The following is a 23,923-nucleotide window of genomic DNA, read 5'->3' on the forward strand; positions in this document are numbered from 1 at the left end:
GGGATCGGGCCGTCGGGTCTCTGGGCGCGGCGGAGCGGGGTTTCCGCCTGGTGGGACGCCGCTCAGTGGCTGCGTTTGAGCATGGCGTCGGCGAGCGCGTCCGCGGCCTCGCCGAGTCGCCGGCCCACCGCGTCGAGGCGGGCCAGCAACTCGCGCTCGCGCAGCGTCTCCATCCGCAGCGGGCCGCTGAACAGCTCGGCGAGCCTGGCCTGGCAGAGCTGCCGCAGGCGGTTGCAGCACTTGCGGGTGGCGAGCACGGCGACGGTCACCGAGCCGGGGTCGTCGAGCATCTTCAGCACGGCCGCGTCCAGCTCGGCCAGGCCGTCGATCACCGCCTGCAGCGGCTCGACCGCGAAGCCGAGGTCCTCCGGCCCGAACAGGTCGGTCTCGCGTACGTAGTCGCGCAGGTGGTCGAGGACGTCGTCGATGGACCGGGAGAGCCGGAACAGGTCCTCCCTGTCGATCGGCGTGGCGAGCACCCGGCGCAGGGTCTCCACGAGCTCGGCCCGCGCCGCGTCCCCCTCGTGCTCCACCTCGGCCATCCGGGCCCGCGCGGCCGACCGGTCCGTTGCGCCGGTGGCGGTGGCGCGGGCGAGCCCCGCCCCGTCCCGCACGACCGCCGATCTGCCCCGGACCACGGGTCCGACCACCCGCCGTGCCGACCGCCCCCGCCAGGTCGTCCCAGGCCCGCGCGAACCGGCGGGCACGCCCGCGCGCGCCGGTCACAGCAGCCTGAGGGCCAGCCCCGCGAGGCAGCCCAGCGCCAGCGACGACGGCAGCGTGACCAGCCACGCCGTTCCCATGTTCACCACTGCCTGCCATCGCACCCTCCTGGCTCCTTCGCTTGCCGCCACGCCGACCACGCCGGCCGTGATGGACTGGGTCATGCTCACCGGGCTGCCGAGGGCCGAACTGCCGAGCACGGCGCCGGTGGCCGCCGTCTCCGCCGAGACGACGTGCAGCGGCCGGGTGATGACCAGGCCGCGGCCGAGCCGGGCGCCGACCCGGGGGAGACCCGCCAGCGCCCCGGCGAGGAAGAGCGCCGCGAGGACGGCCATCCACACCGGCGGCACGTCGACCGGGCCCACCCGGCCGAGCCCGCCACGGCCCACGCCGATCGCCACGCTCGCGACCGCGATCATCTTCTGGCCGTCGTTCACCGCGTACGCGAGGCACTGGGCCGCGTACGCCAGCAGGTGGGCGGCCCCCACGAGCCGGGGCATCCGCTGGTAGGACGGCACCCGGCGGGACGCGTCCCGAGCAGGTAGCCGAGGGCCAGCCCGGCCAGGGGCGCCCCGGCCCCGACCGCGAGGACGGTCGGCCACCCCCCGCCACGACACCGGCAGCCCCGCGCCGAGCCCGGCGCCGGTGATGCCGCCGATCACGGCGAGTGTGAGGCTCGTGGGCAGGCCGCGGCCGGTCAGGATCGCGACCACCGTCACGGCGACCACCACTCCGGTGAGGAAGGCCGCCGCCCCCTGACCGGTGTCCAGCCCCGCCAGGCGTTCGGTGAACGTCCGCGCGACCGTGACGCCCAGCACGTACGGCCCGGCGAACAGGGTCGCGGTGAGCAGGGCGGCGGCCGTCCAGCCCGGGGAGCGGGGGGAAGCGCAGCCCGAGCCCGATCAGGGTCGCCCCGTCGTTCGCCCCGCTGATCACCGTGAAGAGCACCGCCGCCGCGGCGAACGCGAGCGTCCACCCCATCAGAGGTAGGGCCGCTGGTCACGCTTGGCCTCGTCGTAGCGCTCGCGCGCGGCGCGCGCCTCGGCGAGCCCGGACACCTCGGCCACCGGCACGTCCCACCACGCCTCGGCGCCCGGCGCGGGGCCGGGGACCGTCTCGACGTAGACCACGGTCGTGCGGGGGGACGCGACGGCCTTGGCGAGCGCGGCCCGCAGGGTCTGCGGATCGGTCGCCGTCAGCACGTCGGCGCCGAGGCTGGCCGCGTTGGCGGCGAGGTCCACCGGCAGCCGCTCCCCGTCGAGCCGGCCGTCCGGGCCGCGCCTGCGGTAGGCGGTGCCGAGCCGGAGCGCGCCGACCGACTCGCTCAGTGCGCCGATCGAGGCGAAGCCCTGGTTGTCCACCAGGACGATGACGAGCTTGACGCCCTCCTGCACGGCGGTGGCGATCTCCTGGGCCATCATCAGGTAGGACCCGTCGCCGACGAGCACGAACACCTCGCGCTCCGGGGCGGCGAGCTTCACCCCCAGCCCTCCGGCGATCTCGTAGCCCATGCAGGAGTAGCCGTACTCGACGTGGTACTGCCCCGGGTCGGAGGCCCGCCAGAGGCGGTGCAGGTCGCCCGGCATCGACCCGGCCGCGTTCACCACCACCCCGCCCGCGGCGACCTCGTTGAGGACACCGAGCACGACCGGCTGGGTCAGCTCGGTCCCGCCGTAGAACCGGTCGGTCTCGGCCTGCCACGCGGCGGCGAGCTCGGCCGCCCGGCTCGTCCAGCCGGGGTCGGCCCGCCAGTCCACGTCGTCGAAAGCCGTGTCCAGCGCCTTCAGGGCCTCGCGGGCGTCGGCGACGAGCGTCTCGGCCGCGTGCTTGGCCGCGTCGAACGCCGCCACGTTGACGTTGAGGAACCTGGCCTGCCGGAACAGCGTCCGCGAGGCGGTGGTGAAGTCGCTGTAGCGGGTGCCGATCCCGATGACCAGGTCGGCCTCGCGGGCCAGGGTGTCGGCGGCACGGGTCCCGGTGTGCCCGATCGCGCCCACCGCGCACGGATGGTCGTACGGCACCGCGCCCTTGCCCGCCTGGGTCTCGGCCACCGGCACGCCGTGACGTCCGGCGAAACGGGCCAGCTCGGCGCAGGCGCCGCTGTACCTGACCCCGCCCCCGGCGAGGATCAGCGGGCGGCGCGAGCCGCGCAGCAACTCGGCGGCCCTGGCCAGGGCGGCGGGTTCGGGCACCGGCCGGGCCACGTGCCAGACCCTGCGCGCGAACAGCTCCTCGGGCCAGTCGTACGCCTCGGCCTGCACGTCCTGCGGCAGCGCCAGCGTCACCGCGCCGGTCTCGGCCGGGTCGGTGAGCACCCGCATGGCCCCCAGCAGCGCCGCCGGAAGCTGCTCGGGCCGGTTGACCCGGTCCCAGAAGCGGCTGACGGGCTTGAGGCAGTCGTTGACGCTGACGTCGTACGACCGGGGGTCCTCCAGCTCCTGCAGCACCGGCGAGGCGACCCGGGTGGCGAACAGGTCGCCGGGCAGCAGCAGCACCGGCAGCCGGTTGATCGTGGCCAGCGCGGCCCCGGTGACCATGTTGGTCGCGCCCGGCCCGATCGAGCTGGTGCAGGCGAGCGTGGACAGCCGGTCGGACTGCCGGGCGTAGCCGACGGCCGTGTGCACCATCGCCTGCTCGTTGCGGGCCAGGTAGTAGGGCAGCGGGTCGTGGGTGCCCGCGCCCTGCTCGGCCAGGGCCTGGCCGATGCCCGCGACGTTGCCGTGCCCGAAGATGCCCACGCACCCGGCGATCAGCCGGTGCTCCACGCCGTCGCGCTCGGTCCACTGCTGCGCGAGGAACCGCACCAGCGCCTGCGCCACCGTGAGCCTCGTCGTGTTCCTCATGACGCACCTCCGAGCCGGGGATCGACGGGCTGATCGGCCCACGAGTCGCGGATCCACGCGTGCCTCGGATCGTCGGAGAAGGCCATGGACCGCTTGTCCGCCGGGCCGGCCAGGACGTTCAGGTAGTAGAGGTCGTAGCCGGGCGCGGCCATCGAAGGGCCGTGGTAGCCGTGCGGGACGAGCACCACGTCGCCCGCCGACACCTCGGCCAGCGTCTCGTGGGTGCCGTACACCCGCTGGTAGCCGGGGCCGCCCTCGAAGTAGTAGATCTCCTCGAGCACCGCCTCGTGCTCCGACGGCGTGTCGTGCTTGTGCGGCGGATACGACGACCAGTTGCCGCCCGGCGTGATCACCTCGACCGCCACCAGCTTGTCGCAGTCGAACGCCTCCGGGGAGCAGAAGTTGTTGACCTGCCGGGTCGCCTGCCCCGCGCCCCTGATCTCCACCGGCACGGCGTCCGCCGGGCCATATCTGATCGGGAAGCGGCGGGTGGCCCGGGCGGCCGGGAGCGCGACCCTGCCCCTGCCGGTGATCGTGACCCGGGCGTCGATCGGCAGGTACGCGAAGTCGGTCGGCCCGGAGAACACCGAGAGGCGTCCGGTCAGCGAGAACCTCAGGCCGTCGGCGACGACGTCGCACGCCCCCGACAGCGGCAGGACGAGCATCTCCTCCTCGCCGGTGGACAGCTCCACCGGCCGGTCCGCCAGGTCCACGACCCGCAGCCCGGCGTACGTCCAGCCCGCGGCCTCGGGAGTGATCTCGACGTCCCAGGGGCCGGAGGCGGCCGTGCCGTGGGGAATGTAGGTCATGTGGTCTCCAGCAGGTTGACCGCGGCGTCCACGGCCGCCGCGACGTCGTCGTCCGGTGGATAGAGCAGCGCCCGGCCGGCGACCAGGCCGCGCACGCCCGGCAGGCGCAGGGCCTTGCTCCAGGAGTCCCAGATCTCGTCGGAACCGGGCTCGCCGCCGAGCAGCAGCACGGGCAGCGTCGTGGCCTCCAGGACGCGTTCCATGTCCTCGGTCACCGGGAGCTTGAGCCAGGTGTGGGCGGAGGTCGCCCCCAGCCCCTGGCCCACGCTGATGGCGCGGATCATCGCCTCGGGCGACAGGTCGTGCCGCACCACGCCCCCGACACGATGGGACCAGAACGGCTCGATCATCGCCATCAGCCTGTGCCGCGCGAGCTGGGTGACGGCCTGCCCGCAGCTCGCCAGCGTGGCGGCGGTCGCGTGGTCCTCCAGCCCGATCCGGCAGAGCATCTTTCCGCCGTCGAAGCCCATCGCCGCGAGCGAGTCGGCGTCGTAGGCGGTGAAGCGGTCGTCGAACTCGAACGCCGCGCCCTGGACGCCACCCCGGTTCATCGAGCCGATCACGATCTTGTCGTCGAGGGCGCCGAGCAGCAGCAGGTCCTCCACGATGTCGGGAGTGGCGAGCAGCCCGTCCACGCCGGGCCGGGCCAGGGCGGTCGTCAGCCGGTCGAGCAGGCTGATCCTGCTCTCCATCGCCATCGGGCGCCCGGCCACGCCGAGCGCGCCCCGGGCCGGATGGTCGGCCGCGATGATCAGCAGCCGGCCGCGCCCGCTCAGCAGCGGACGGCGCCTGCGGACCGCGGCCGCCTGGGCCACCCGCTCCGGGTGCCAGGCCCGGTCGTCCAGCAGGCGGCGGTAGTCCTCCTCACGCATGCCCGGCGTCCCCCCCTTCCTGCTCGTCCATGAGGGACGTCCCCCTGGATGACGTTCCCCGGCTCCGGGGGCAGCCCCCGCGCGGAACCCCGTGTCACGACGGTCTCGATCTCGCCGAGGGCCGGCATCGCCGGAGCGCAGGCCAGCCGGCCGGCGACGATCGCGCCCGCGGCGTTGGCGAAGCGCAGCGTCCGCTCCAGGGGCCAGCCCGCGAGCAGCGCGTGGCACAGCGCTCCGCCGAAGGCGTCCCCGGCGCCCAGCCCGTTGACGACCTCGACGTCGACGGGCGGCACCACCGCCGTCTCGCCGGCCGTCATGCCCAGCACCCCGGCCCGATCCCTGTCGTGATGATCGCGAGTTCGAGCCCCGGCGTCGAGCAGGGCCCGGCCGGCCGCCTCGGGATCGCGCAGGCCGGTGGCCACCTCGGCCTCGTCGAGGTTGCCGACCGCGACCGTCACGTGTTCGAGCGCCTCGCGCACGTGCCGCCGGGCCGTACGCGGGTCGGGCCAGAACATCGGCCGGTAGTCGAGGTCGAGCACGGTGTGCGGGGCGCGTCCCCGGGCCTTCAGCGCCGTCAGGTGCGCGCCGCGCGACGGCTCGTCCGACAGGCCCGTCACGGTCGTCCACAGCAGCGCGGTGCCGGTGACGGCGGCCAGGTCGAGCTCGTCGGGGAGGATCTCCAGGTCGGGCGCCTTCGGCCAGCGGTAGAAGAACAGCGGGAAGTCCTCGGGCGGCCGGATCTCGCAGAACGTCACGGGGGTCGGCAGGCCGGGCACCGCGGTGACGTAGCGGTCGTCCACGCCGTACTCGCGCAGCGCGTCGTGCACGAACCGCCCGAACGGGTCGGCGCCGGTGCGGGTGATCACGGCGGCGCGGCGGCCCAGGCGGGCGGCGGCCACGGCCACGTTGGTCGGGCTGCCGCCCAGGTATTTGCCGAAGGTCGTCACCTGCCGCAGGGAGACCCCGACCTCCAGTGGGTAGAGGTCGACCCCGACCCGCCCCATGGTCAGCACCTCCGGCGCGGCCGCCGCGGTGTCTGCCTCAGTGCCGGTCACGCGTCCTCCGGGGAGGCCAGGCCCGTGAGGTAGGCCAGGCTCGCGCGCACGTTCTCCACGGGATCGGCGTCGGCCGACGTGAGGATCACGTCCTGCTCCATGACATACCAGCCGGTGTACCCGGCGGCCGTCAGACCGGAGACGATGCCCGCCACGTCCACGTCGCCGCGGCCGAGCGGCCGGTACATCCCGGCCCGCACCGCGTCGGTGTAGGTGAGCTCGCCCGCCCTGACCCGCCCGGCGAGGCCGGCGTCGACGTCCTTGAGGTGCGCGTGGGCGATCCGTTCGGGGGCCTTCCTGACGACGTCCAGCGGGTCGGCCCCGCCGGCCAGCATGTGCCCGGTGTCCAGGCAGAGGGAGACGGCCGCGCCCTCCAGGACCCGCTCCACCTCCTCGCCGGTCTCGACCATGGTGCCCACGTGGGGGTGCAGGGTGACCAGGTGGGAGATCTCCCGGTCGATCCGGTCGAGGTTGGACAGGAGCGTCCGCCAGCCCTCGTCGTCCAGGGCGGGCGTCCGTCGTAGCCGTCCACCCCGGTCGCGGCGGCCAGCACGACCACCGCGTCCGCCTCCAAGGCGGCCACCGTGTCCCGCAGGGCGGGCAGTGGGTCGTGCGCCGGGTCGTGCAGGACGACCGGGACGAAGCCGCCGATCGCGCGCAGGCCGTAGCCGTCGAGCAGGGCGGCGCGGCGGTCCGGCTCCGGCGGCAGGAATCCGTCGGGGCCCAGCTCGGTGGCGGTCAGCCCGAGTGCGGCCATCTCGGCCAGCACGCGCTTCGGGGCGAGCTGGTGGCCCCAGCCGGGCACCTCGCAGACCCCCCAGGAGATGGGGGCGGCGGCGATCCTCACTTGGTCACCTCCACCACGCGGACGGGACGGTCGGTCCGGCGGGACAGGTCCGCCGCCTCGGCCACGTACAGCGCGGCCAGGGCGTCGCGGACCGTGCAGGGGCTCTCCCGCTCGCCCCGCGCCGCCTCCAGGAAGGCGGTCATCTCCGCGACGTACGCCTCCTCGAACCTGGCCTGGAAGTCCGGCCAGGGGTCGCCGTCCGGCGCGAAGCCCTCGGCCGAGCGCAGCGGGGTGCGCCCGCCGAGCCCCGCCGCCCAGGCGCCGCGGGTGCCGGCCAGCTCCATCCGCACGTCGTAGCCCGCGCCGTTGTAACGCGAGCCCTGCAGGGTGGCCAGCGTGCCGTCGTCCATCGTCAGGATCGCGGCGCTGGTGTCCACGTCGCCCGCCTCGGCGAAGTACTGCTCGCCGCGGTTGGCGCCGGTCGCGTAGACCGTGTCCACCTCGCGCCCGGTGACCCAGCGCAGGATGTCGAAGTCGTGGATGTGGCAGTCGCGGAAGATGCCGCCGGACAACGGGATGTAGCCGGCGGGCGGAGGCGCGGGATCGGCGGTCATCAGGTGGACGCGGTGCAGCACACCCAGATCGCCGGAGCGCAGCGCGTCGCGGGCGGCCAGGTAGCCCGCGTCGAAGCGGCGCTGGAAGCCGATGTGCACGACGGCGCCGGTGCGCTCGACGGTCTCGGCGACCCGCAGCGTCTCCTCCACCGTGGGCGCCGCCGGCTTCTCGCAGAACGCCGGGACGCCCAGCTCACAGGCGTGTTCGAGCGCCTCCGCGTGGGTGGACGTCGGGGTCGCGATCACCACCGCGTCCGCCTCGAAGGGGTCGCCGACCGTCGCGGAGAAGCGTGCCGCCACCTCCTCCGCCCGGCTGCGGTCCACGTCGGAGACCACCAGCTCGTCCGCGAGACCGGCAAGGGTGGCGGCATGGAACACGCCTATGCGGCCAAGGCCCAGCAAACCCACACGCATGTGTCAGCTCCTCGTCCAGGGGCCTCCAGTTCTAGATGAGCGGAAGGTAAAGGTCAAGAGTTTGTCCTGACATTCGGATGAACTATCATCCCGATGAGAAAAGCGTGACTCAGCGCTCGACGAGGGTGACCTCGAGGGAATAGTGCGAGGCCCGGTACACGTGCGAGCCGTGCTCGACCGCCCGGCCCTGGTCGTCGTAGGTCGTGCGGACCATCGTGAGCAGCGGGCAGCCGCGCCGCTCCTCCAGCAACCGGGCCTCCGCCGGAGTGGCGGCGCGGGCGCCGATGCGCTGGTGCGCCACCCGCATCCGGATGCCGGTCTGGCGGAGCATCTCGTAGAGCCCGCGCTCCATCAGCGACTCGGCCGTCAGCGGGGCCAGCCCGACCGGCAGCCAGTTGTGCAGCAGGGCGAGCGGCTCTCCCATGGCGAACCTGATCCGCTCCAGCCGCAGCACCTCCGTGCCCGGTTCGACGCCGAGGGCCGCGGCGACCTCCTCCTCGGCCGGTACGGTGTCCAGGGACAGCACCCGGGTCTCCGGCTCCTGCCCGGCCCTGCGGAGGTCGTCGTACAGGCTGGTGAGCTCGACCGCGCGCTTCACCTGGCCGTGCACGACCTGGGTGCCGACGCGCGTTTGCGGACGACCAGGCCCTTGTCCACGAGGAACTGGATCGCCTGGCGGATGGTGGGGCGGGAGAGGCCGAGTTGCTCGGCGAGCTGGATCTCGTTGTCCAGCCGGGAGCCGGGGGGCAGCTTGCCGGCCTGGATGGCCTCCGTGATCCGCTCGGCCACCTGGAAGTAGAGGGGCACGGGGCTCGACCTGTCGAGGTCGATGTCCAATCTGGTGACTGTCACGACTCGACGGTAGCTGACATCAGAATGTCTTGACCAATGCCGCCGTGGCCCGATTAACGAGAGATGTCCAGTTCGCAACTGCGGTCATTATGTCTTGACAAACTATTCACGTGACGTTCATCGTGGAGCACACCGCGGCGCCGGATCGGGGCTCTGGGCGGCGCCCGACGACCCCCGAGAGGCAAGAGGAGTGACGCCACCTTGAGGCGTACCCGGAAGATCGTTCCCCTGGCACTGCTCGCGCTCGCCGTCGCCGCCTGCGCGCCCTCCACTGGCCCGGACGCGCCGTCCTCCGCGACGAGCGCAGAGCAGCCGCTGCCCGGCCCCTCGATCGACGCGTCCCTCGACCTGGACGCGCTGGTCGCCGCCGCGAAGAAGGAGGGCGGCCTGCTCGTCTACGACTCCAGCGGCGACATCGAAGAGGTGGCCAAGGCCTTCACCGCCAAGTACGGCATCCCCATGGAGGGGGTGAAGTCCGACACCCCGCAGACCGCCGAGAAGATGACGAGGGAGCACGCGGCCGGCAACGTCACCATCGACGCGGCCATGTACGAGGACGGCGGGGTGCTGGTCGGCCAGCTCATCCCGCAGGGCGTCGCCCGGACGTGGGTGCCCGCCGACCTGAAGGACCAGATCCCGGCCGAGAACCGGAACCCGCTGCTCGCGCTGTCGAAGGCCACGGTCTTCGCGTACAACACCAAGCTCTCGCCCGGCGGATGCCCGATCAAGAACGTGTGGGACCTGACCGAGCCGGAATGGGCGGGCAAGCTCGTCATGCAGGACCCGCTCGGCAAGCCCACCGTGCTGTCGTTCTTCACCCAGCTCGACGCGCACGGCAACCAGGCACTGGAGCAGGCATACCAGGCGAAGTACGGCAAGCCGCTGCAGACCCAGGAGAAGAGCGCGGCCTACGAGTGGGTCAAGCGGATCTCGGCCAACAAGCCCGTGCTGACCGGCTCCGACGAGGACATCTCGGCGGCGGTGGGCGCGCCGAACGCCACCGACAAGAAGATCGGCTTCATGTCGATCTCGAAGTTCCGCAACAACGAGGACAAGGGATACGCGCAGGCGACCTGCGAGGGGATGGCACCGTTCGTGGGCTTCAGCTACCCCAAGTACGTCGCGATCGCCGCCAAGAGCAAGCACCCCAACGCGGCCAAGCTGTACGTCCACTTCATCATGACCGAGGAGGGCGTGAAGCACGAGATCGGCGAGGGCGGCGTCTCCGGCAACAGCACGGTGAAGCCGCTGGTCACCCCGGCCGGCCTGAGCGACTGGAAGGGCCAGCTCTTCCACACCGACCCCGCGGGGCTGCTCGGCGACCTGCGCAACCGGCAGACGGTCTCGGACTTCTGGCGCGTCAACCACGGCTGACCCGGTGAACGGAACGGCCCCCGGGAACCCCCGGGGGCCTTCTGATGCGTCCGCTCTGTCCGCGTCAGTCGCGCGGGTCCCAGCCGTCGGTGTCCACGTCGAGGCCGAGCTTGTCCGCGATGTCGTCCCACTTCGTGAACTTGAAGTTCGTGATCTCCCGGTCGGGCTCGGCGGGGGTGTTCTCCCCGTCGTGCGCGACGAACAGGCCCTCGTCGAAGTCGCCCAGCGGGACGTTCAGCACGGTCGAGCCGTCGCTGTGCTCGACGCCGTCGCGGCCGTTCTTCTCGCCCACGCGGAACTGGCCGAGGTAGGCGTTGGACCCCTCCCTGCGGTAGACGGCGAAGGTGCTGTCGCCCTGGCTGGAGGCCAGCAGGTAGCCCTTGCCGTCCTCGCGGTAGTAGATCGTCAGGCCCTCGGCGTCCGCCGCCAGGTGCTTGCCGCCGTAACCGGGGTCGGCGCCCGGCGTGCACTCGTCGGCCTCGGCGTCGTACGTGCCGGGCACGCCGAACTCCTTGGTCTTGTCCACCAGCACCGGCGTGCCGGTGAGGTCGGCCCGGATCCGCCAGATGCCGACGTCCTCCTGGGCGGCGTAGAGCACGTCCTTCTCCTGGTCCACGACCATGCCCTCGACCTGCGGCTGCACTCCGGGCTCGTCGCACGGGGCCCAGGTCTGGCCGTTGGGCAGGGCGAACGACGCGGGCAGGTCGAGCGTCCTGACGAGCTGGTAGCCGACCTTCCCGCCCGGCTTGGGCAGCAGCTTCACCAGCCCCACCGAGGTCCGGTGCCGCCGGCTGACCAGCGCGTACGTCCCGGTGGAGTCCGTCCAGGTGGCCAGGCCGTACGCCGTCTCCTTGTCGTTGACCTGCTCCTGTGTGGAGTTGAAGACGAACGGCGCGGCCGGGTCGGTCACGTCCGTGAGCCGGCCGTGGGAGATGGCGTAGATCCTGAGCTGGTCGCGGCCCCGGTCGGAGACCACCGCGAGGTCCCTGCCGTCGAAACCGTAGGCCACGTCGACGTTGTTGAACCTGCCGACCTCGTCGTCGGGGCCCGGCGCGGCGGGCGCGGGCAGGTGCTGGACCTCCCGCCCGTCGAGGTCGTAGACGAAGAGCCCGGCCTGCTTGGCGGTGCCGATCACCACGCTGTCGTCCGAGTCGTGGGGGTCCACCCAGATGGCGGGGTCGTCGCCGTTGGCGTTGCCGCCGGCCTCGTCGTCGTACAGGGCGGGGGTCTCCACCTGCGGGTACACGGTGGCGACTCCGCTGCTCGACGCGGGGACCGCCGCCCCGCCTATCAGGGAGATCGTCAGGGTGGCAAGGAACAGCCCGGACAGGGGACGCATCGCGCCTCCTCGGTTGGGGGATGATGTCGCCTCGACCGTAATGACCAATTAACACCAATGCAATAGGTCATCCTTATGTCATGACATATTCACCAGAACTTCGGTTGCGCGTCCTGGACCCTCGATGGCACAGTCGCACACCGGAGGGGAAGGAGCGCGGACGTGGGACTGTTCACCGAGGCCATGGGGCAGGTGGCCGCGGGCGTGGCGGTGGTGACGGTCAAGGACGACCGCGACGACCTGGGCACGACGGTCGCGACCCTGATGTCGGTGTCGCTCGACCCGCCGCTCGTGCTGATCAGCCTCGACTCGGCCGGATACCTCGCCGAGGTGCTACTGCGCAGGGACCGGTGGGCCGCGAGCGTCCTCGCGGACGGCCAGCAGACGGTCGCCTCCAGGTTCGCCACGGCCGGACGGCCGGGCGCCCGGCTCCTGCTGGCCGGGGTCGCCCATCATCGCGGCGCGCACAGCGAGGCGCTGGTCGTGGAGCGCGGGGTGGCGGCGATCGAGGCCGAGACGACGCAGGTCGTCCCGGCCGGCGATCACACGCTGTTCATCGGGGAGGTCCTCGGCGTCGACTACGTCGACGCGTCGAAGGCCCCGCTCGTACGGCTGCGCTCCCGCTACCGTCCGGTCATCTGATCGTCCACCAGCCCGGCAGCACGAGCGGGCCGTACGCGGGGAGGCCGAGCTGCCCGGCCATCCGCGCCAGCGGCCCCCACGCCTCCAGGCGCACCCGGGCGAGCGCGGCCGACTTGTCCTCGCTGGACTCCGGCGGGCGCAGCCGCTCCAGCGGGTGCATGCGGGGATAGGTCCGTACGGGGGCGTCGCCGGCCAGCCCGGCCCGGCGGCGGGCCAGGGCGAGGGCGTCCTCCAGGCCGCCGAGCTCGTCGGCGAGACCGGCCGCCCTGGCGTCTGCGCCGGTCCACACGCGGCCCCTGGCCAGCTCGTGCGCCCGCTCCTTGGTGAGGCCGCGGCCCTGTGCCACCTTCCCCACGAAGTCGTCGTAGATGCGGTCGAGCCAGGCGTTCACCCGCTCCCACTGGGCGTCGGAGAACGCGGTGGACGGCGAGAACATCCCGGCGTTGGCGCCCTCGGCGACCGACTCGGTCACCACGCCGAGCTTGCCGAGCAGCTCGCCGACGACGGGCTTGCCGCCGAACACGCCGATCGAGCCGGTCAGCGTGCCCGGCTGGGCCACGATCACGTCGGCGGCCATCGACACGAAGTAGCCGCCCGAGGCCGCCAGGTCGCCCATCGACACGATGACCGGCTTGCCCGCCCGGCGCGCCAGCACGACCTCCCGCCAGATCGCGTCGGAGGCGACGTACGACCCGCCGGGGCTGTCCACGCGGAACACGATGGCCTTGACCTTCTCGTCCCGCCGGGCCGAGCGCAGGGCGGCGCAGATGGTGTCGGAGCCCATCGCGCCCCCGCCGCCCAGCGGGGAACGGCCGCTGCGCCCGAGGCGGATCATGCCGTTGCCGTGCACCAGGGCGACCGTGTCCGCTCCGGGGCGGGGGAGCCTGTCGGCCAGCGCGCTCTTGGCGTACCGCGACACGTAGAGCAGGTGCGCGCCGTCCTCGACGGTCTCCGCGTAGACCTCGTCGCGATACTTCAGCCCGTCGACGAGCCCGGCCTCGACGGCCTCCGACCCGATGAACGGGCCCTGGTCGATCAGCTCGCGCACCCGCTCCGGGGCGAGGCCGCGGGCCTCGGCGATGCCGGCGACGATCTGCTCGGTGACCGACTCGGCGATGCGCCCGGCCGACTCGCGGTGGGCGTCGGTCATGTGGTTCTGGGTGAAGGTGTTGGCGGCGGTCTTGTACTCGTGCCGCTGGCCGATCTGATACTCCACCCCGGCCTTGGCGAGCGCGTCGCGCAGGAACCGCTGCTCCAGCGCCACCCCGGTCAGGCCCACGTCGCCGGAGGGCTGGAGGTAGACCCGTTCGAAGGCGCTGGCCAGGTAGTAGGGGACGGTGCCGGCGCCGAACTCGCCGAACGTCTCGGCGAACGCGACGGTCCGCTTGCCCGCGGCGCGCAGCTTGACCACGGCCGTGCGCAGCTCCTGCACCATGCCGAGGCCGAGGGGGTTGCCGCCGATCTTGACGATCAGCGCGGTGACACGAGGGTCCTTGCGGGCGCGGCGCAGGCCCGACAGCACCTCGGTGAGGCGCGTCTTGCGCATGGACAGCAGGGCGGTGACGGGGTCGGCGGGCGGGCCTTCCGACAGCCCCTCGGTCAGGTCCAGTTCCAGCACGAGCGGCGCGGTGCGGCGCTGCCGCAGCTTGCCGACCGTTTCTACGATCGTCCTCGTCGCGTCCATAAATGCCACCATAAGCGAAGGTTTCGCCAGGATGGCCGGATGATCAGGGCCCCCGTGCGAGACGCACGGGGGCCCTGGCCGGCGCGAAGCGGTTACTTCAGGCCGTTGGACGGCGTCACTTGAGTCCGTTGGACATCGCAGTGATCAGCTCACCGTTGGAGGTGTCGCCGCTGAACTCCCAGAAGAAGGCCCCGCCGAGACCCTGGTTCTTGGCGTAGGTCATCTTGCCGCCGATCGTGGCGGGGGTGTCGTAGCTCCACCAGTTCGAGCCGCACTTGGCGTAGGCGGTGCCGGCGACCGTGCCGGTGGCCGGGCAGCTGGTCTTGAGGACCTTGTAGTCCTCGATGCCCGCCTCGTACGTGCCGGGCGCGGCGCCGGTGGCGGTGCCGCCGGGGGCGTCCTGGGTGACGCCGGTCCAGCCGCGGCCGTAGAAGCCGATGCCGAGCAGGATCTTGTTCGACGGCACGCCCAGGCTCTTCAGCTTCTGCACCGCGTTGTCGGTGTAGAAGCCCGCCACCGGGATGCCGGAGTAGGACGTGAGCGGCGAGTGCGGAGCCGTCGGGCCCTTGGCGTCCCAGGCGCCGAAGAAGTCGTAGGTCATGACGTTGTACCAGTCGACGTACTGCGCCGCGCCGCCGTAGTCGGCGAGGTCCATCTTGCCGCCGGAGTTGCCGTCGGCGGTGATCGCCGCGGTGATCAGGTAGTCCTTGCCGAACTTGGCGCGCAGCGCGGCCATCAGGTTCTTGAACGCCGCCGGGCCGCTGCTGTCACAGCTGAGGCCGCAGGCGTTCGGGTACTCCCAGTCGATGTCGATGCCGTCGAACACGTCCGCCCAGCGCGGGTCCTCGACCAGGTTGTAGCAGGAGTTCGCGAACGCGGTGGGGTTGGCCGCCGCCTGCCCGAAGCCGCCCGACCAGGTCCAGCCGCCGAAGGAGTAGAGGATCTTGATGTTCGGGTACATCGCCTTGAGCTTGCGCAGCTGGTTGAACGCGCCGCGCAACGCGTTGGGGTTGTCCCAGGTGTCCGCCTTGCCGTCCACACTGTTGGCCGTCGTGTAGGCCATGTCGTAGTCGGCGTAGGAGTCGCCGATCGCGCACTGGCCGTTGGTCACGTTGCCGAAGGCGTAGTTGATGTGGGTGAGCTTGGCGGCCGAGCCGCTGCTCACGATGTTCTTCACGAAGTACTGCCGGCCGTAGACGCCCCAGTCGGTGAAGTAGCCCATCACCTTCTTGCCGCCGGGCGGCGGGGGCGAGCTCGGGCTCGCCGAGGGCGACGGCGACGCGGACGGCGACGCGGACGGCGAGGCCGAGGGCGAGGCCGAGGGCGAGGCGGACGGGCTGGGGCTCGGGCTCTTGCTCGGGCTGGCCGAGGGGGAGGCGGTCGGCCCGCCGGTGCAGGGCGCGCCGTTCAGGGTGCAGTTCAGCGGGGTCGAGCCGCCGGGCGCGCCGACGAAGCCGAAGCTCGCCGAGGCGCCCGCCGCGAGGCCGCCGCTCCAGGAGGGGTTCTTGAACGTGTAGTGGTTGCCGCTCTTGGTCATGGTGGCGTCCCAGGCCGAGCTGATCGTCGCGCCCGAGGGCATGTCGATCTCGACGGTCCAGCTCGGCAGGGCGTCCGACCCGGCCTTCACGGTGAACTTGCCCTGGAAGCCGGAGCCCCAGTCGGAGTCGACGGCGTACGTGGCGGTGGCGGGGGTGGCGGCGGTGGCGGTCCCGAGCGCGATCGGCGCGAGTAACGCGGCGCCCGCGATCACGGACCCCAGGAGGATCTTTCGCAACGGAGCTCCTGCTCTTGGGGGGTAAAGGACAGGAAAGTTTCCTATTAGTTAGGAGAGTAAGCACAGACTGCGAAGGGGTCAACGCCCTCGCACCCCTCTAAGCGTCGTTTAAGCCTCCGCTAAGGTCGCCGGCGCCGGCCCGGGCGACAGGAGAGTCTCCACTCCGGGGCGGGCGCGGCGGGCACCGGCTCTCGTACCATGGGTCGGTGTACGGCTTCGCCCGCTCCGTGTGGTCCGAGCCCCGTCCCCCCGATGCACCCGTACGGGTGTGGCGGGACTGGGCGCTCGTCGGGATGCTCGTGCCGCTCGCGGTGCTCGAAGGGGTGCTGCGGCCGGACCTTCCCTGGCGGCTCTTCGAGGTGGCCGTCACCGTCGGGCTTGCGCCCACCCTGCTGTGGCGGCGGACCCGGCCGCTGGCGATGCTCGCGATCTGCTTCGTCGCCACGGGCGTGATCCCGATCCTCGTGACCGGCACGACCCTCGACATGTACACGCTGGTATACATGCTGGTCCTGCCGTACGCGTTGTTCCGGTGGGGATCGGGCCGGGAGATCGTGACCGGCCTGGGAATCATGCTCGCCGCCGCCGGTCTCTCCGTGCTCGTCAAACACGCCGCCCCCACCGACGTGGTCGGGCCGTTCGCCGTCATGCTCGCCACCACCAGCCTGGGCGGCGTGTTCCGCTATCGGGCCGGGGCGAGGATGCGCGAGCTGGACCAGGTCAAGCTGATGATGCGCGAGCAACTCGCCCGCGACCTGCACGACACGGTCGCGCACCACGTCTCCGCGATGGCCATCCGCGCACAGGCCGGGCTCGCCACGGCGGCGTCGCGGCCGGACGCCGCGACCGAGGCCCTCCGCGTGATCGAGGCCGAGGCGGCACGGGCCCTCGACGAGATGCGCGGCATCGTCCGCGTCCTGCGCCGGGACCGGCCGGCGGAGCTGACCCCCGGCCGGCGCATCGCCGAGATCGAACGGCTCGCGAGCCGGGGCGGCTCCCACCACCCGGCGGTCGAGGTGGAGATATCGGGCGACCTGGACGGCCTGTCGCCGTCGGTCGAGTCCGCGGTCTACCGCATCGCCCAGGAGGCGGTGACCAACGCCGTACGGCACGCGCGCCGCGCCACCCGGGTCGAGGTGCGCGTCGCCGCCGACGAGACGGCGGTGCGCCTGTGCGTGCGCGACGACGGCGGCGGGGGCTCCGCGCGCCCGGCCGCGTCGCCGGGATACGGGATCATCGGCATGAGCGAGCGGGCGAACCTGCTCGGCGGCACCTGCGTGGCCGGCCCCGACCGCGATCGGGGGTGGACGGTGACCGCGGTGCTTCCCCGGGCCGGCGTCGCGTCATGACCGTCCGGGTGCTGATCGCCGACGACCAGGAGATCGTCCGCACCGGGCTCTCGATGATCCTCGACGCCCAGCCGGACATCGAGGTCGTTGGCACGGCCGCCGACGGGCGGCGGGCCGTCGAGCTCGCGCGGCGGCTGCGCCCCGACGTGTGCCTGTTCGACATCCGCATGCCCGGGACCGACGGCATCGAGGCGACCCGGTCCCTCGCCGGTCCGGACGTCGCCGACCCCCTCGCCGTCGTCGTGATCACCACGTTCGACCTCGACGAGTACGTCTACGCCGCGCTGAGAGCGGGGGCCCGGGGTTTCCTGTTGAAGAACGCCGGCGCCGACATGCTCGCGCAGGCCGTGCACGCCGCCGCCGGCGGCGACGCGCTCATCGCCCCGAGCGTCACCGCGCGGCTGCTCGGGACCTTCGCCCGCACCGGTCCCGCCCCGTCACCCGCGCAGCCCATCGAGGCGCTCACCTACCGGGAGGAGCAGATCCTCGCCGCCGTGGCGCGCGGCCGGACCAACGGTGAGATCTCCGCCGAGCTGCACATCTCGCTCAGCACGGTCAAGACCCACGTCGCCAGCCTGATGGCCAAGCTCGGCGCCCGCAACCGCGTGGAGATCGCCATCTGGGCCTACGAGACCGGCCGCGTCGGGAGCTGACCGGGGTCCCGGCCCCCGCGCCTTCGGCCGATCGGCGCGCCGCCGGGGCGGTGGGCGTTCAGCGCGGGACCGCCCAGTCCGGCACCCACGTCCCGGCCGCGTCGTGGCCGGCCGCCGTGGCGGCGAGGTGGGCGCGGAGGGTGGCCAGCGCGGGGTGGGGGTTGTCGCGGTGCCACAGGAGCGAGTGCGGATAGACCGGCATGGGGTCGGTCACCGGGATGCGGCGCAGGCCGTGGCCGGCGGGCCAGACGACGCGGGTCTGACCGCCCATGAAGGTGGCCAGGGCCGGGGTGTCGGCGATGGTGTCGAGGAGCGCGTCGGAGCCGAAGTTGGGACCGGTCGCCTCGATGGTGAGGCCGAACTCGGCGACGAGGTCGTCGTAGTAGGCGGCCCACTCGGTGCCGGGGACGAGGCCGGGCATCCAGATCCGGTGCCCGGCGAGCTGGGCGACGGTCACCGACCGGGCGCCCGCCAGCGCGTGGGCGGGACCGGTGAGGAGCTGGAGCGGCTCGTCGAGCACCCGCACGGACGCGATGTCCTCGGGAAGGGGCCGGCCGGGCATGCCGACCGCGCGGAAGGACGCGTCGATCGCGCCGGATCGGACGGCGGCGACGGCCCTCTCGATGTCGAACAGCATCACCACGTCGAGGTCGATCTCGGGGTGCGCGCGGTGGAAGCCGCGCATCAGGCCCGAGGCCGCGCCGCGCGAGTTGAGTACGTCGACGCGCAGTGGACGGCGGCCGGCGCGTACGGACGCGACGGCCCGGTCGGCGGCGCGCAGCAGCTCCCGGGCGTGCGGCAGGAACGCCTGCCCGTCGATGGTGAGCTCGGCGCCGCGCGGCGTGCGGGTGAACAGCCGCACGCCGAGGTTGCGCTCCAGCGCGGCGATGCGCTTGGAGACGGCCTGCTGGGTGACCGCCAGCTCGGCGGCGGCCTCCTGGAACTGCCCCGCGTCGACGGCGGCGACGAAGGTCCGGACGGTGTCGAGGTCCATGCGGGACACCCTAGGGACACAACCGCCGGTTGTGGCCGGGTGGCCCAGTGGTTGTTTGATCTCGGGGCATGGCGCTCGCTTTGATGCTTCCCATCGCGGATCGGTTGTGCGGGTGAGTGACGGGGGCGTCGGACATGGGGAACGGGCACCGGCTGGGACGGCGGTTCGGATGGCTCTGGGCAGCGTACGGGACCAGCGCGCTCGGCACATGGCTCGCCTTCGGCGCGTTCCCGCTGATCGCGGTCCAGGTGCTGCACGCCGGGCCGGTGGAGGTCGCGGCGTTGTCCGCCGTGGGGGCCGCGGTGGGCGCGGCCGTGGCGGTGCCGCTGGGCCCGTGGGTGGAGTTCCGCCGCAAGCGGCCGGTGCTGATCGGGATGGACCTGGTGCGGTTCGCGGCGCTGCTGACGATCCCCGCCGCGTTCGCGCTCGGCGTGCTCTCCTTCGTCCAGCTCCTGCTGGTCTCGGTCGTCGTCGCGGCGGCCGACATCACCTTCCGCGCCGCCTCCGGCGCGTACCTGAAGACGCTGCTGCCGGCCGAGGACCTGCTCGTGGCCAACGCCCGATTCGAGTCCACGTCCTGGACGACCACGATCATCGGACCGCCGCTCGGCGGTGCCGCGATCGGGCTCCTCGGTCCGGTGGCGACGGTGGTGGCCGACGCGGTCAGCTACCTGCTCTCGGCCCTGGGCATCCGCGCGACGGGCGGCCAGGAGCCGCGGCCCGAGCGCCGCGAGGCCGCACGCACGCGGGCGGGGGACCTGCTCGACGGCTGGCGGTACATCCTCGCCGACCCGACGCTGCGCCCGCTGTTCTTCAACACCGCCGTGTTCAACGGCCTGCTGATGGCCGCCGACGCGTTGCTGGCCGTCCTGATGCTCGGCCGGCTCGGGTTCGCGCCGTGGCAGTACGGCCTCGCCTTCGCCGCGCCCGCGATCGGCGGGCTGCTCGGTTCGCGGCTGGCCCGGCCGCTCGTCACCCGGTTCGGGCAGCACCGGGTCCTGGTCGTGACCGGGGTGCTGCGCGCGCTCTGGCCCGTCGGCCTGGCCTTCCTGGGGCCGGGCACCGGAGGGCTGCTGCTGGTGATGGGCGTCGAACTCGGACTCATCTTCTGCTGCGGGATCTTCAACCCCGTCTGCGCCACCTACCGCCTCGAGCGCACCGCCACCGATCGGGTCGCCCGCACGCTGTCCGCCTGGTCGGTGACGACCAAGGCCTCGACCGCGCTCCTGACGGCCGCATGGGGAGTGCTGGGCGGTCTGATCGGCCCGCGTACGGCCATCGGCCTGGCCGGCGTGCTCCTGCTGGCGACCCCGCTGCTGCTTCCCCGGCGCGCCGCGGCGCCCCTCGACCAGCCCGAGGCGGCACCGAGCCGGGCCTGACGGGCCGCCACGGCCGTCACCGCGATCTCATTCACCCAGCGCTGCCGGCACGGGTGGCCGGCGCCGTCGCCGAGGTCACGCGTCTTCCGGCAGCGGTTCGCCGGTCTCCAGCAGCGACTTCAGGCTCGCCACCACGTTCGGCCAGCCGTGGCTGACCATCTCGGCCAGGCTCGATCCGGGCTCGAAGCCGTCGTGCACGACGGTGAGCTTCACGACCTGCGCGGCGGCCTCCTCGATCGTGAAGGTGACCTTCGAGCGGGCCTCGCCGGACAGCCGGGCGAGCATCTCCTCGTCCCAGCCGAAGCGCTTGGCGAGCTCCGGGGTGATGGCGTGCCAGGTGTAGGAGAGCCGGCTGTAGGGTTCGGCCTCCAGCACGACCTGCTCCGGGTCGCTGATCAGCACGCCGTGGTTGTCCCAGGTCATCGGCGAGCCGACGGACCAGTCCGTGGTGAACTCCGTGGCCCAGTAGCGGCGGGTGAAGGCGGGCTCGGTCAGCGCCTGCCAGAGCTTCTGCGGGGTGGTGCGGATGTAGGTGGTGTAGACGAAGGTCGGCGCGTCCATCGGGGTCTCCTCCAGGGCGAGTTTCAGGTCCGCCAGGGCTTCGACCCTGGCCCGATCGTAGCGGCTGATCCACCGGTGGGCGATCTCTTGTACGGGCGCGGCGTTGAGGTAGTGCAGCTTCTCCCGGCCCCGCCGCACGGTGGCGACGAGCCCGGCCTCCTCCAACACCGCGAGGTGCTTGCTGACGGACTGCCTGGCCATGTCGAGTCCGGCGCACAGCTCGCGCAGCGTCTGCCCGTTGCGGGCGTTGAGCGAGTCGAGCAGCGCGCGCCGGCTCGGATCGGCCAGCGCCTTGAACACCTCGTCCATGCCCGCCCTCGTACCCGGGTCGCCTGTCGATATGCAACCTAACGGCTGCCTTTAATTTAGGCAGCCGGATGGCTGCCTGTCAACGCGCACGGCTACGATGCGCTTCGCCCCTCGGGACAGAGCGGGGAGTTCGGAGGGCCTTGCGGACGGCCCACTCGGCGACGACGAGGTTGATCACCCATCCGGCGCCCATCAGCAGCGCCCGGGGGAGCGGGCCGGGCTCGCCGGCCAGCGCCATCCAGGGGCCGACGGTCAGGATCTGGGTGCCCGCGCCCATGCCGATCGCGTAGCCCCGCGTCATCCAGGCGCGGTGACGGGCGACGTCCCGGCGCCGGATCGCCGCGAAGCCGAGGACGAGGGACACGATCATGAGAGTGCCGAACACCAGCCGCAGGCCCACAAGGAGGGCGCTGTCGTTGGGCAGGTGGGGATAGAACAACGTCATCCACAGACCCGTGAGCGCGCTGACGAGCCCGGACGGAACCACGAGCCGCCCGGCGGCGCGGTGCCAGGCGGGCATGCGGCGGCGCAATCCGTGGGCGAACTGGAGGGCCCCCAGGACGCTGAAGAGCGTGACGGCGATGATGTGCGCGACGACGGGCGCGGGCACCGCGAAATACCGGACGCTGTCGTGCGTGACCGGCCCGCCGCCGGCCAACTGGCCCAGCCGGGTGGCGCCGGCGATCACGGGGACGGCACTGAGCGCGATCAGCGCGGCGGGCACGAGCCACCGGGGTGCGAGCGTGGGCGCTTTCGTCGATTCGGTCATGCGCCCATCGTGGTCCGCGAGAGGGCGGCGGTTCATCGGCACAACGGCCGGATCGGCACCGCCCGATCGGCTGTCGATCGGGCGTACTTTCGGCCGATACGCCCTGCGTCCGGCGCTTCTTACGCTGGCACTCCCCACCGCCGAGGCGACGAGGAGAATGCGATGAAGGCGTACGTCTTGGGCTCGTACGGTCCGCCCGGCGTCCTGGAGCTCACCGACGTCGGCACGCCGGTGCCCGGCCCCGGCGAGGTGCTGGTCCGGGTGCGCGCCACCTCCGTCCAGCCGTACGACTGGCACCACATGAGAGGCGAGCCGTACGTCGCGCGCCTGATGGGCGGCACGCTCGCCGCGCGGGCCGCGAATCCGCATCCTGGGCGCCGACGTGGCCGGACAGGTCGAGGCGGTCGGCGCCGGCGTCACCGCCTTCCGCCCGGGCGACGAGGTGTTCGCGCTGCTCACGCAGGGCGGCTTCGCCGAGTACGTGTGCGTACGGGAGAGCGCGCTGGCCCGGAAGCCGGAGAACCTGTCGTTCGAGCAGGCGGCCGCGGTGCCGATGGCGGCCGTCACCGCACTGATGGCGCTCGACCAGGGAGGGGTCCAGGCGGGGCACGACGTCCTCGTGAACGGCGCCTCGGGCGGCGTGGGGACCTTCGCCGTGCAACTCGCCAAGGCGTTCGGCGCCGAGGTCACCGGTGTGTGCAGCGGCCGGAACGCGGACCTGGTGCGGTCGATCGGCGCGGACGAGGTCGTCGACTACACGAAGGAGGACTTCACCCGGCGCGGGCGGCGCCACGACCTGGTGCTCGACATCGCGGGCACCCGCTCGCTGCGGGCCTGCGCGCGGGTGCTGAAGCCCCGGGGGACCCACGTCGTCGTCGGCGGGCCGGCCGGGCGGTGGCTGCAGCCCGTCGGCCACATCATCGCGACGCTCGCGGTGTCGCCGTTCGTGTCCCAGCGCGTGGCCGTGACCCGGGTGACCGACGGCGGCAACATCCGGGGCGACCTGATGCGGCTGACCGAGCTCATCGAGGACGGCAAGGTCACCCCGGTGGTCCACCGCGGCTACTCGTTCGGCGAGATCCCGGCGGCCATCGGATACGTGGAAGAGGGGCACGCCTCCGGAAAGGTCGTCATCACGGTCTGACCGGCCCTCCGGGGCCTGCTTCGGCCGCCACGCTCAGCCGATCGGCCAGGTCGCGCAGGACCGGGATCAGCTCGGGCGGGTCCAGCACCCGGAACGGGAATCCCTTGGCCGCGACGTGCAGGGCCAGCGTCTCCAGTGAGTCGGAGCCCGTGTGGAACAGGCAGGCGTCGGCGCCGTGCGCCTCCAGTCGGCCGGCGTGGGGGAGGAGCGCCGGGCCACCGCCTCGATCGGGGCCTCGAACAGGATCCGGGCCCGGTAGCGGTAGGGCGCCGACGAGATCGCCTGGGAGATGTACGCCGCCACGTCACCGGAGGGAGGCGTGCGCGGGGTGAACCGGGCGCCGGGCGGGTCCACAGGTCCCTGGATCCGGTCGGCCCGGAAGGTCCGCCAGTCGTCGCGGTCCACGTCCCACGCCAGCAGATACCACCGGCGGTGCGTGTGAGCCAGCCGGTGGGGCTCGACGGTACGGACCGACAGGCCGTCCCCACCCGGGTACCGCAGCCGCAGCCGCCGGTGGTCCCGGCAGGCCGCCGCGAGCGCGGTCAGCAGGCCCGGGTCGACCGTCTCGGTGACCGGCACCGGCCCGGTCAGCGGCACGGCCGCCGCTCGGAACGCGGTCACCCGGTGCCTGAGACGGGCCGGGAGCATCTGCTCGAGCTTGGCCAGCGCCCGCACCGAGCTCTCCTCAAGCCCGGCCACGCTGCCGGTCGCCGCCGTGTGCAGCCCGATCGCGACCGCCACCGCCTCCTCGTCGTCGAGCAGCAGCGGCGGCAGCGCCGTGCCGACGCCGAGCCGGTAACCGCCCGCGACTCCCGGGGTCGCGTCCACCGGATAACCGAGGTCGCGCAACCGGTCGATGTCGCGCCGCACCGTACGCAGGCCCACGCCGAGTCGTCCGGCCAGGTCGGCGCCCCGCCAGTCGCCGCGCGACTGGAGCAGCGACAGCAGCCGGAGCAGTCGTGCCGAGGTTTCCAGCATGGCCG

At 72.8% G+C, this 23,923-nt stretch carries 19 protein-coding genes and 3 pseudogenes; 6 read left to right on the forward strand and 16 right to left on the reverse strand.

Translation table 11 applies throughout. From position 1 onward, the window contains the following. Window positions 1-62 precede the first annotated feature (62 nt). The 9 genes and pseudogenes from B1L11_RS25100 to B1L11_RS25140 form a co-directional block, all read right to left on the reverse strand. The gene (locus tag B1L11_RS25100) at window positions 63-638 is read right to left on the reverse strand and encodes a DUF47 domain-containing protein (protein ID WP_143737520.1); all 576 of its coding nucleotides are present in this window, start codon (window positions 636-638) and stop codon (window positions 63-65) included. An 84-nt stretch (window positions 639-722) separates the two neighbouring features. Further along, window positions 723-1,541 carry an inorganic phosphate transporter gene (locus tag B1L11_RS25105; protein WP_079316758.1) on the reverse strand — a complete coding sequence of 273 codons (819 nt, stop codon included), beginning with the start codon at window positions 1,539-1,541 and terminating at the stop codon, window positions 723-725. A gap of 162 nt (window positions 1,542-1,703) precedes the next feature. Continuing rightward, window positions 1,704-3,566: a 3D-(3,5/4)-trihydroxycyclohexane-1,2-dione acylhydrolase (decyclizing) gene (gene iolD / locus B1L11_RS25110; protein ID WP_079316759.1), complete on the reverse strand. Its 1,863-nt coding sequence runs from the start codon at window positions 3,564-3,566 to the stop codon at window positions 1,704-1,706. After that, on the reverse strand, window positions 3,563-4,375 hold the full coding sequence (gene iolB / locus B1L11_RS25115; protein WP_079316760.1) for a 5-deoxy-glucuronate isomerase: 813 nt from the start codon (window positions 4,373-4,375) through the stop codon (window positions 3,563-3,565). The genes iolD and iolB overlap by 4 nt, the downstream gene beginning before the upstream one ends. Beyond that, complete coding sequence (locus B1L11_RS25120; RefSeq protein WP_079316761.1) at window positions 4,372-5,247, reverse strand: deoxyribose-phosphate aldolase; 876 nt, start codon at window positions 5,245-5,247, stop codon at window positions 4,372-4,374. The genes iolB and B1L11_RS25120 overlap by 4 nt, the downstream gene beginning before the upstream one ends. 104 nt (window positions 5,248-5,351) lie before the next feature. Beyond that, window positions 5,352-6,251, reverse strand: a pseudogene (gene iolC, locus B1L11_RS25125) (5-dehydro-2-deoxygluconokinase); the annotation flags it as partial. Between the two features lie 47 nt (window positions 6,252-6,298). After that, on the reverse strand, window positions 6,299-7,123 hold the full coding sequence (locus tag B1L11_RS54150; RefSeq protein ID WP_306291709.1) for a sugar phosphate isomerase/epimerase: 825 nt from the start codon (window positions 7,121-7,123) through the stop codon (window positions 6,299-6,301). A gap of 22 nt (window positions 7,124-7,145) precedes the next feature. Continuing rightward, window positions 7,146-8,117 carry a Gfo/Idh/MocA family oxidoreductase gene (locus tag B1L11_RS25135; RefSeq protein WP_079316762.1) on the reverse strand — a complete coding sequence of 324 codons (972 nt, stop codon included), beginning with the start codon at window positions 8,115-8,117 and terminating at the stop codon, window positions 7,146-7,148. A 109-nt stretch (window positions 8,118-8,226) separates the two neighbouring features. Continuing rightward, window positions 8,227-8,969: pseudogene (locus B1L11_RS25140) on the reverse strand (GntR family transcriptional regulator). A 201-nt stretch (window positions 8,970-9,170) separates the two neighbouring features. Between B1L11_RS25140 and B1L11_RS25145 the strand changes: the two are divergent. Continuing rightward, window positions 9,171-10,343, forward strand: a complete 1,173-nt coding sequence (locus B1L11_RS25145; protein ID WP_079316763.1) for an ABC transporter substrate-binding protein — start codon at window positions 9,171-9,173, stop codon at window positions 10,341-10,343. 64 nt (window positions 10,344-10,407) lie between these two features. Here B1L11_RS25145 and B1L11_RS25150 read toward each other — a convergent pair whose 3' ends face one another. After that, on the reverse strand, window positions 10,408-11,682 hold the full coding sequence (locus B1L11_RS25150) for a phytase (protein WP_079316764.1): 1,275 nt from the start codon (window positions 11,680-11,682) through the stop codon (window positions 10,408-10,410). Between the two features lie 162 nt (window positions 11,683-11,844). Between B1L11_RS25150 and B1L11_RS25155 the strand changes: the two genes are divergently transcribed. Next, window positions 11,845-12,324 (forward strand): flavin reductase family protein, encoded by a 480-nt coding sequence (locus B1L11_RS25155; protein WP_204047236.1) that lies wholly within the window; start codon window positions 11,845-11,847, stop codon window positions 12,322-12,324. On the opposite strand, the gene B1L11_RS25160 is transcribed toward B1L11_RS25155, so the two are convergent. Together B1L11_RS25160 and B1L11_RS25165 are read right to left on the reverse strand one after the other, a co-directional pair. After that, window positions 12,317-14,008 carry a S49 family peptidase gene (locus tag B1L11_RS25160; protein WP_079316765.1) on the reverse strand — a complete coding sequence of 564 codons (1,692 nt, stop codon included), beginning with the start codon at window positions 14,006-14,008 and terminating at the stop codon, window positions 12,317-12,319. The two genes, B1L11_RS25155 and B1L11_RS25160, sit on opposite strands and share 8 nt — an antisense overlap. 115 nt (window positions 14,009-14,123) lie before the next feature. Next, on the reverse strand, window positions 14,124-15,782 hold the full coding sequence (locus B1L11_RS25165) for a glycosyl hydrolase family 18 protein (protein WP_079316766.1): 1,659 nt from the start codon (window positions 15,780-15,782) through the stop codon (window positions 14,124-14,126). Window positions 15,783-15,988: 206 nt separating this feature from the next. On the opposite strand from B1L11_RS25165, the gene B1L11_RS25170 reads away from it, so the two are divergent. Together B1L11_RS25170 and B1L11_RS25175 are read left to right on the forward strand one after the other, a co-directional pair. Then, window positions 15,989-17,131: a sensor histidine kinase gene (locus tag B1L11_RS25170; protein ID WP_256862865.1), complete on the forward strand. Its 1,143-nt coding sequence runs from the start codon at window positions 15,989-15,991 to the stop codon at window positions 17,129-17,131. After that, complete coding sequence (locus B1L11_RS25175) at window positions 17,128-17,784, forward strand: response regulator transcription factor (RefSeq protein WP_079316767.1); 657 nt, start codon at window positions 17,128-17,130, stop codon at window positions 17,782-17,784. Before B1L11_RS25170 ends, B1L11_RS25175 begins: the two co-directional genes overlap by 4 nt. Before the next feature lie 58 nt (window positions 17,785-17,842). On the opposite strand, the gene B1L11_RS25180 is transcribed toward B1L11_RS25175, so the two are convergent. Then, window positions 17,843-18,778 carry a LysR family transcriptional regulator gene (locus B1L11_RS25180; protein ID WP_079316768.1) on the reverse strand — a complete coding sequence of 312 codons (936 nt, stop codon included), beginning with the start codon at window positions 18,776-18,778 and terminating at the stop codon, window positions 17,843-17,845. Window positions 18,779-18,912: 134 nt separating this feature from the next. On the opposite strand from B1L11_RS25180, the gene B1L11_RS25185 reads away from it, so the two are divergent. Further along, a complete protein-coding gene (locus B1L11_RS25185; RefSeq protein ID WP_079316769.1) occupies window positions 18,913-20,157 on the forward strand; it encodes an MFS transporter in 1,245 nt (414 codons plus the stop codon). A gap of 75 nt (window positions 20,158-20,232) precedes the next feature. Here the strand turns inward: B1L11_RS25185 and B1L11_RS25190 are convergent, their stop codons facing one another. Then, entirely contained in the window at window positions 20,233-21,027 is a 795-nt protein-coding gene (locus B1L11_RS25190; protein ID WP_079316770.1) for a metalloregulator ArsR/SmtB family transcription factor, read from the reverse strand. A gap of 79 nt (window positions 21,028-21,106) precedes the next feature. Further along, window positions 21,107-21,796 (reverse strand): DUF2306 domain-containing protein, encoded by a 690-nt coding sequence (locus B1L11_RS25195; RefSeq protein ID WP_079316771.1) that lies wholly within the window; start codon window positions 21,794-21,796, stop codon window positions 21,107-21,109. A 382-nt stretch (window positions 21,797-22,178) separates the two neighbouring features. Between B1L11_RS25195 and B1L11_RS25200 the strand changes: the two genes are divergently transcribed. Further along, a complete protein-coding gene (locus B1L11_RS25200) occupies window positions 22,179-22,940 on the forward strand; it encodes an NAD(P)-dependent alcohol dehydrogenase (protein ID WP_256862866.1) in 762 nt (253 codons plus the stop codon). Here B1L11_RS25200 and B1L11_RS25205 read toward each other — a convergent pair. Then, a pseudogene (locus B1L11_RS25205) lies at window positions 22,930-23,918 on the reverse strand (helix-turn-helix transcriptional regulator). The gene B1L11_RS25200 and the pseudogene B1L11_RS25205 sit on opposite strands and share 11 nt — an antisense overlap. Window positions 23,919-23,923 lie beyond the last annotated feature (5 nt).

This window comes from Microbispora sp. GKU 823 (assembly GCF_002027145.1).
Classification (GTDB): Bacteria; Actinomycetota; Actinomycetes; order Streptosporangiales; family Streptosporangiaceae; genus Microbispora; species Microbispora siamensis.

Excerpts from the sequence above, each read along its gene's own strand:
- B1L11_RS25135 (WP_079316762.1), bottom strand. The coding sequence starts at position 8,117 with ATGCGTGTGGGTTTGCTGGGCCTTGGCCGCATAGGCGTGTTCCATGCC.
- B1L11_RS25175 (WP_079316767.1), top strand. The coding sequence starts at position 17,128 with ATGACCGTCCGGGTGCTGATCGCCGACGACCAGGAGATCGTCCGCACC.
- B1L11_RS25160 (WP_079316765.1), bottom strand. The coding sequence starts at position 14,008 with ATGGACGCGACGAGGACGATCGTAGAAACGGTCGGCAAGCTGCGGCAG.
- iolD (WP_079316759.1), bottom strand. The coding sequence starts at position 3,566 with ATGAGGAACACGACGAGGCTCACGGTGGCGCAGGCGCTGGTGCGGTTC.
- iolB (WP_079316760.1), bottom strand. The coding sequence starts at position 4,375 with ATGACCTACATTCCCCACGGCACGGCCGCCTCCGGCCCCTGGGACGTC.
- B1L11_RS25180 (WP_079316768.1), bottom strand. The coding sequence starts at position 18,778 with ATGGACCTCGACACCGTCCGGACCTTCGTCGCCGCCGTCGACGCGGGG.
- B1L11_RS25185 (WP_079316769.1), top strand. The coding sequence starts at position 18,913 with ATGGGGAACGGGCACCGGCTGGGACGGCGGTTCGGATGGCTCTGGGCA.
- B1L11_RS25120 (WP_079316761.1), bottom strand. The coding sequence starts at position 5,247 with ATGCGTGAGGAGGACTACCGCCGCCTGCTGGACGACCGGGCCTGGCAC.
- B1L11_RS25150 (WP_079316764.1), bottom strand. The coding sequence starts at position 11,682 with ATGCGTCCCCTGTCCGGGCTGTTCCTTGCCACCCTGACGATCTCCCTG.
- B1L11_RS25195 (WP_079316771.1), bottom strand. The coding sequence starts at position 21,796 with ATGACCGAATCGACGAAAGCGCCCACGCTCGCACCCCGGTGGCTCGTG.
- B1L11_RS25190 (WP_079316770.1), bottom strand. The coding sequence starts at position 21,027 with ATGGACGAGGTGTTCAAGGCGCTGGCCGATCCGAGCCGGCGCGCGCTG.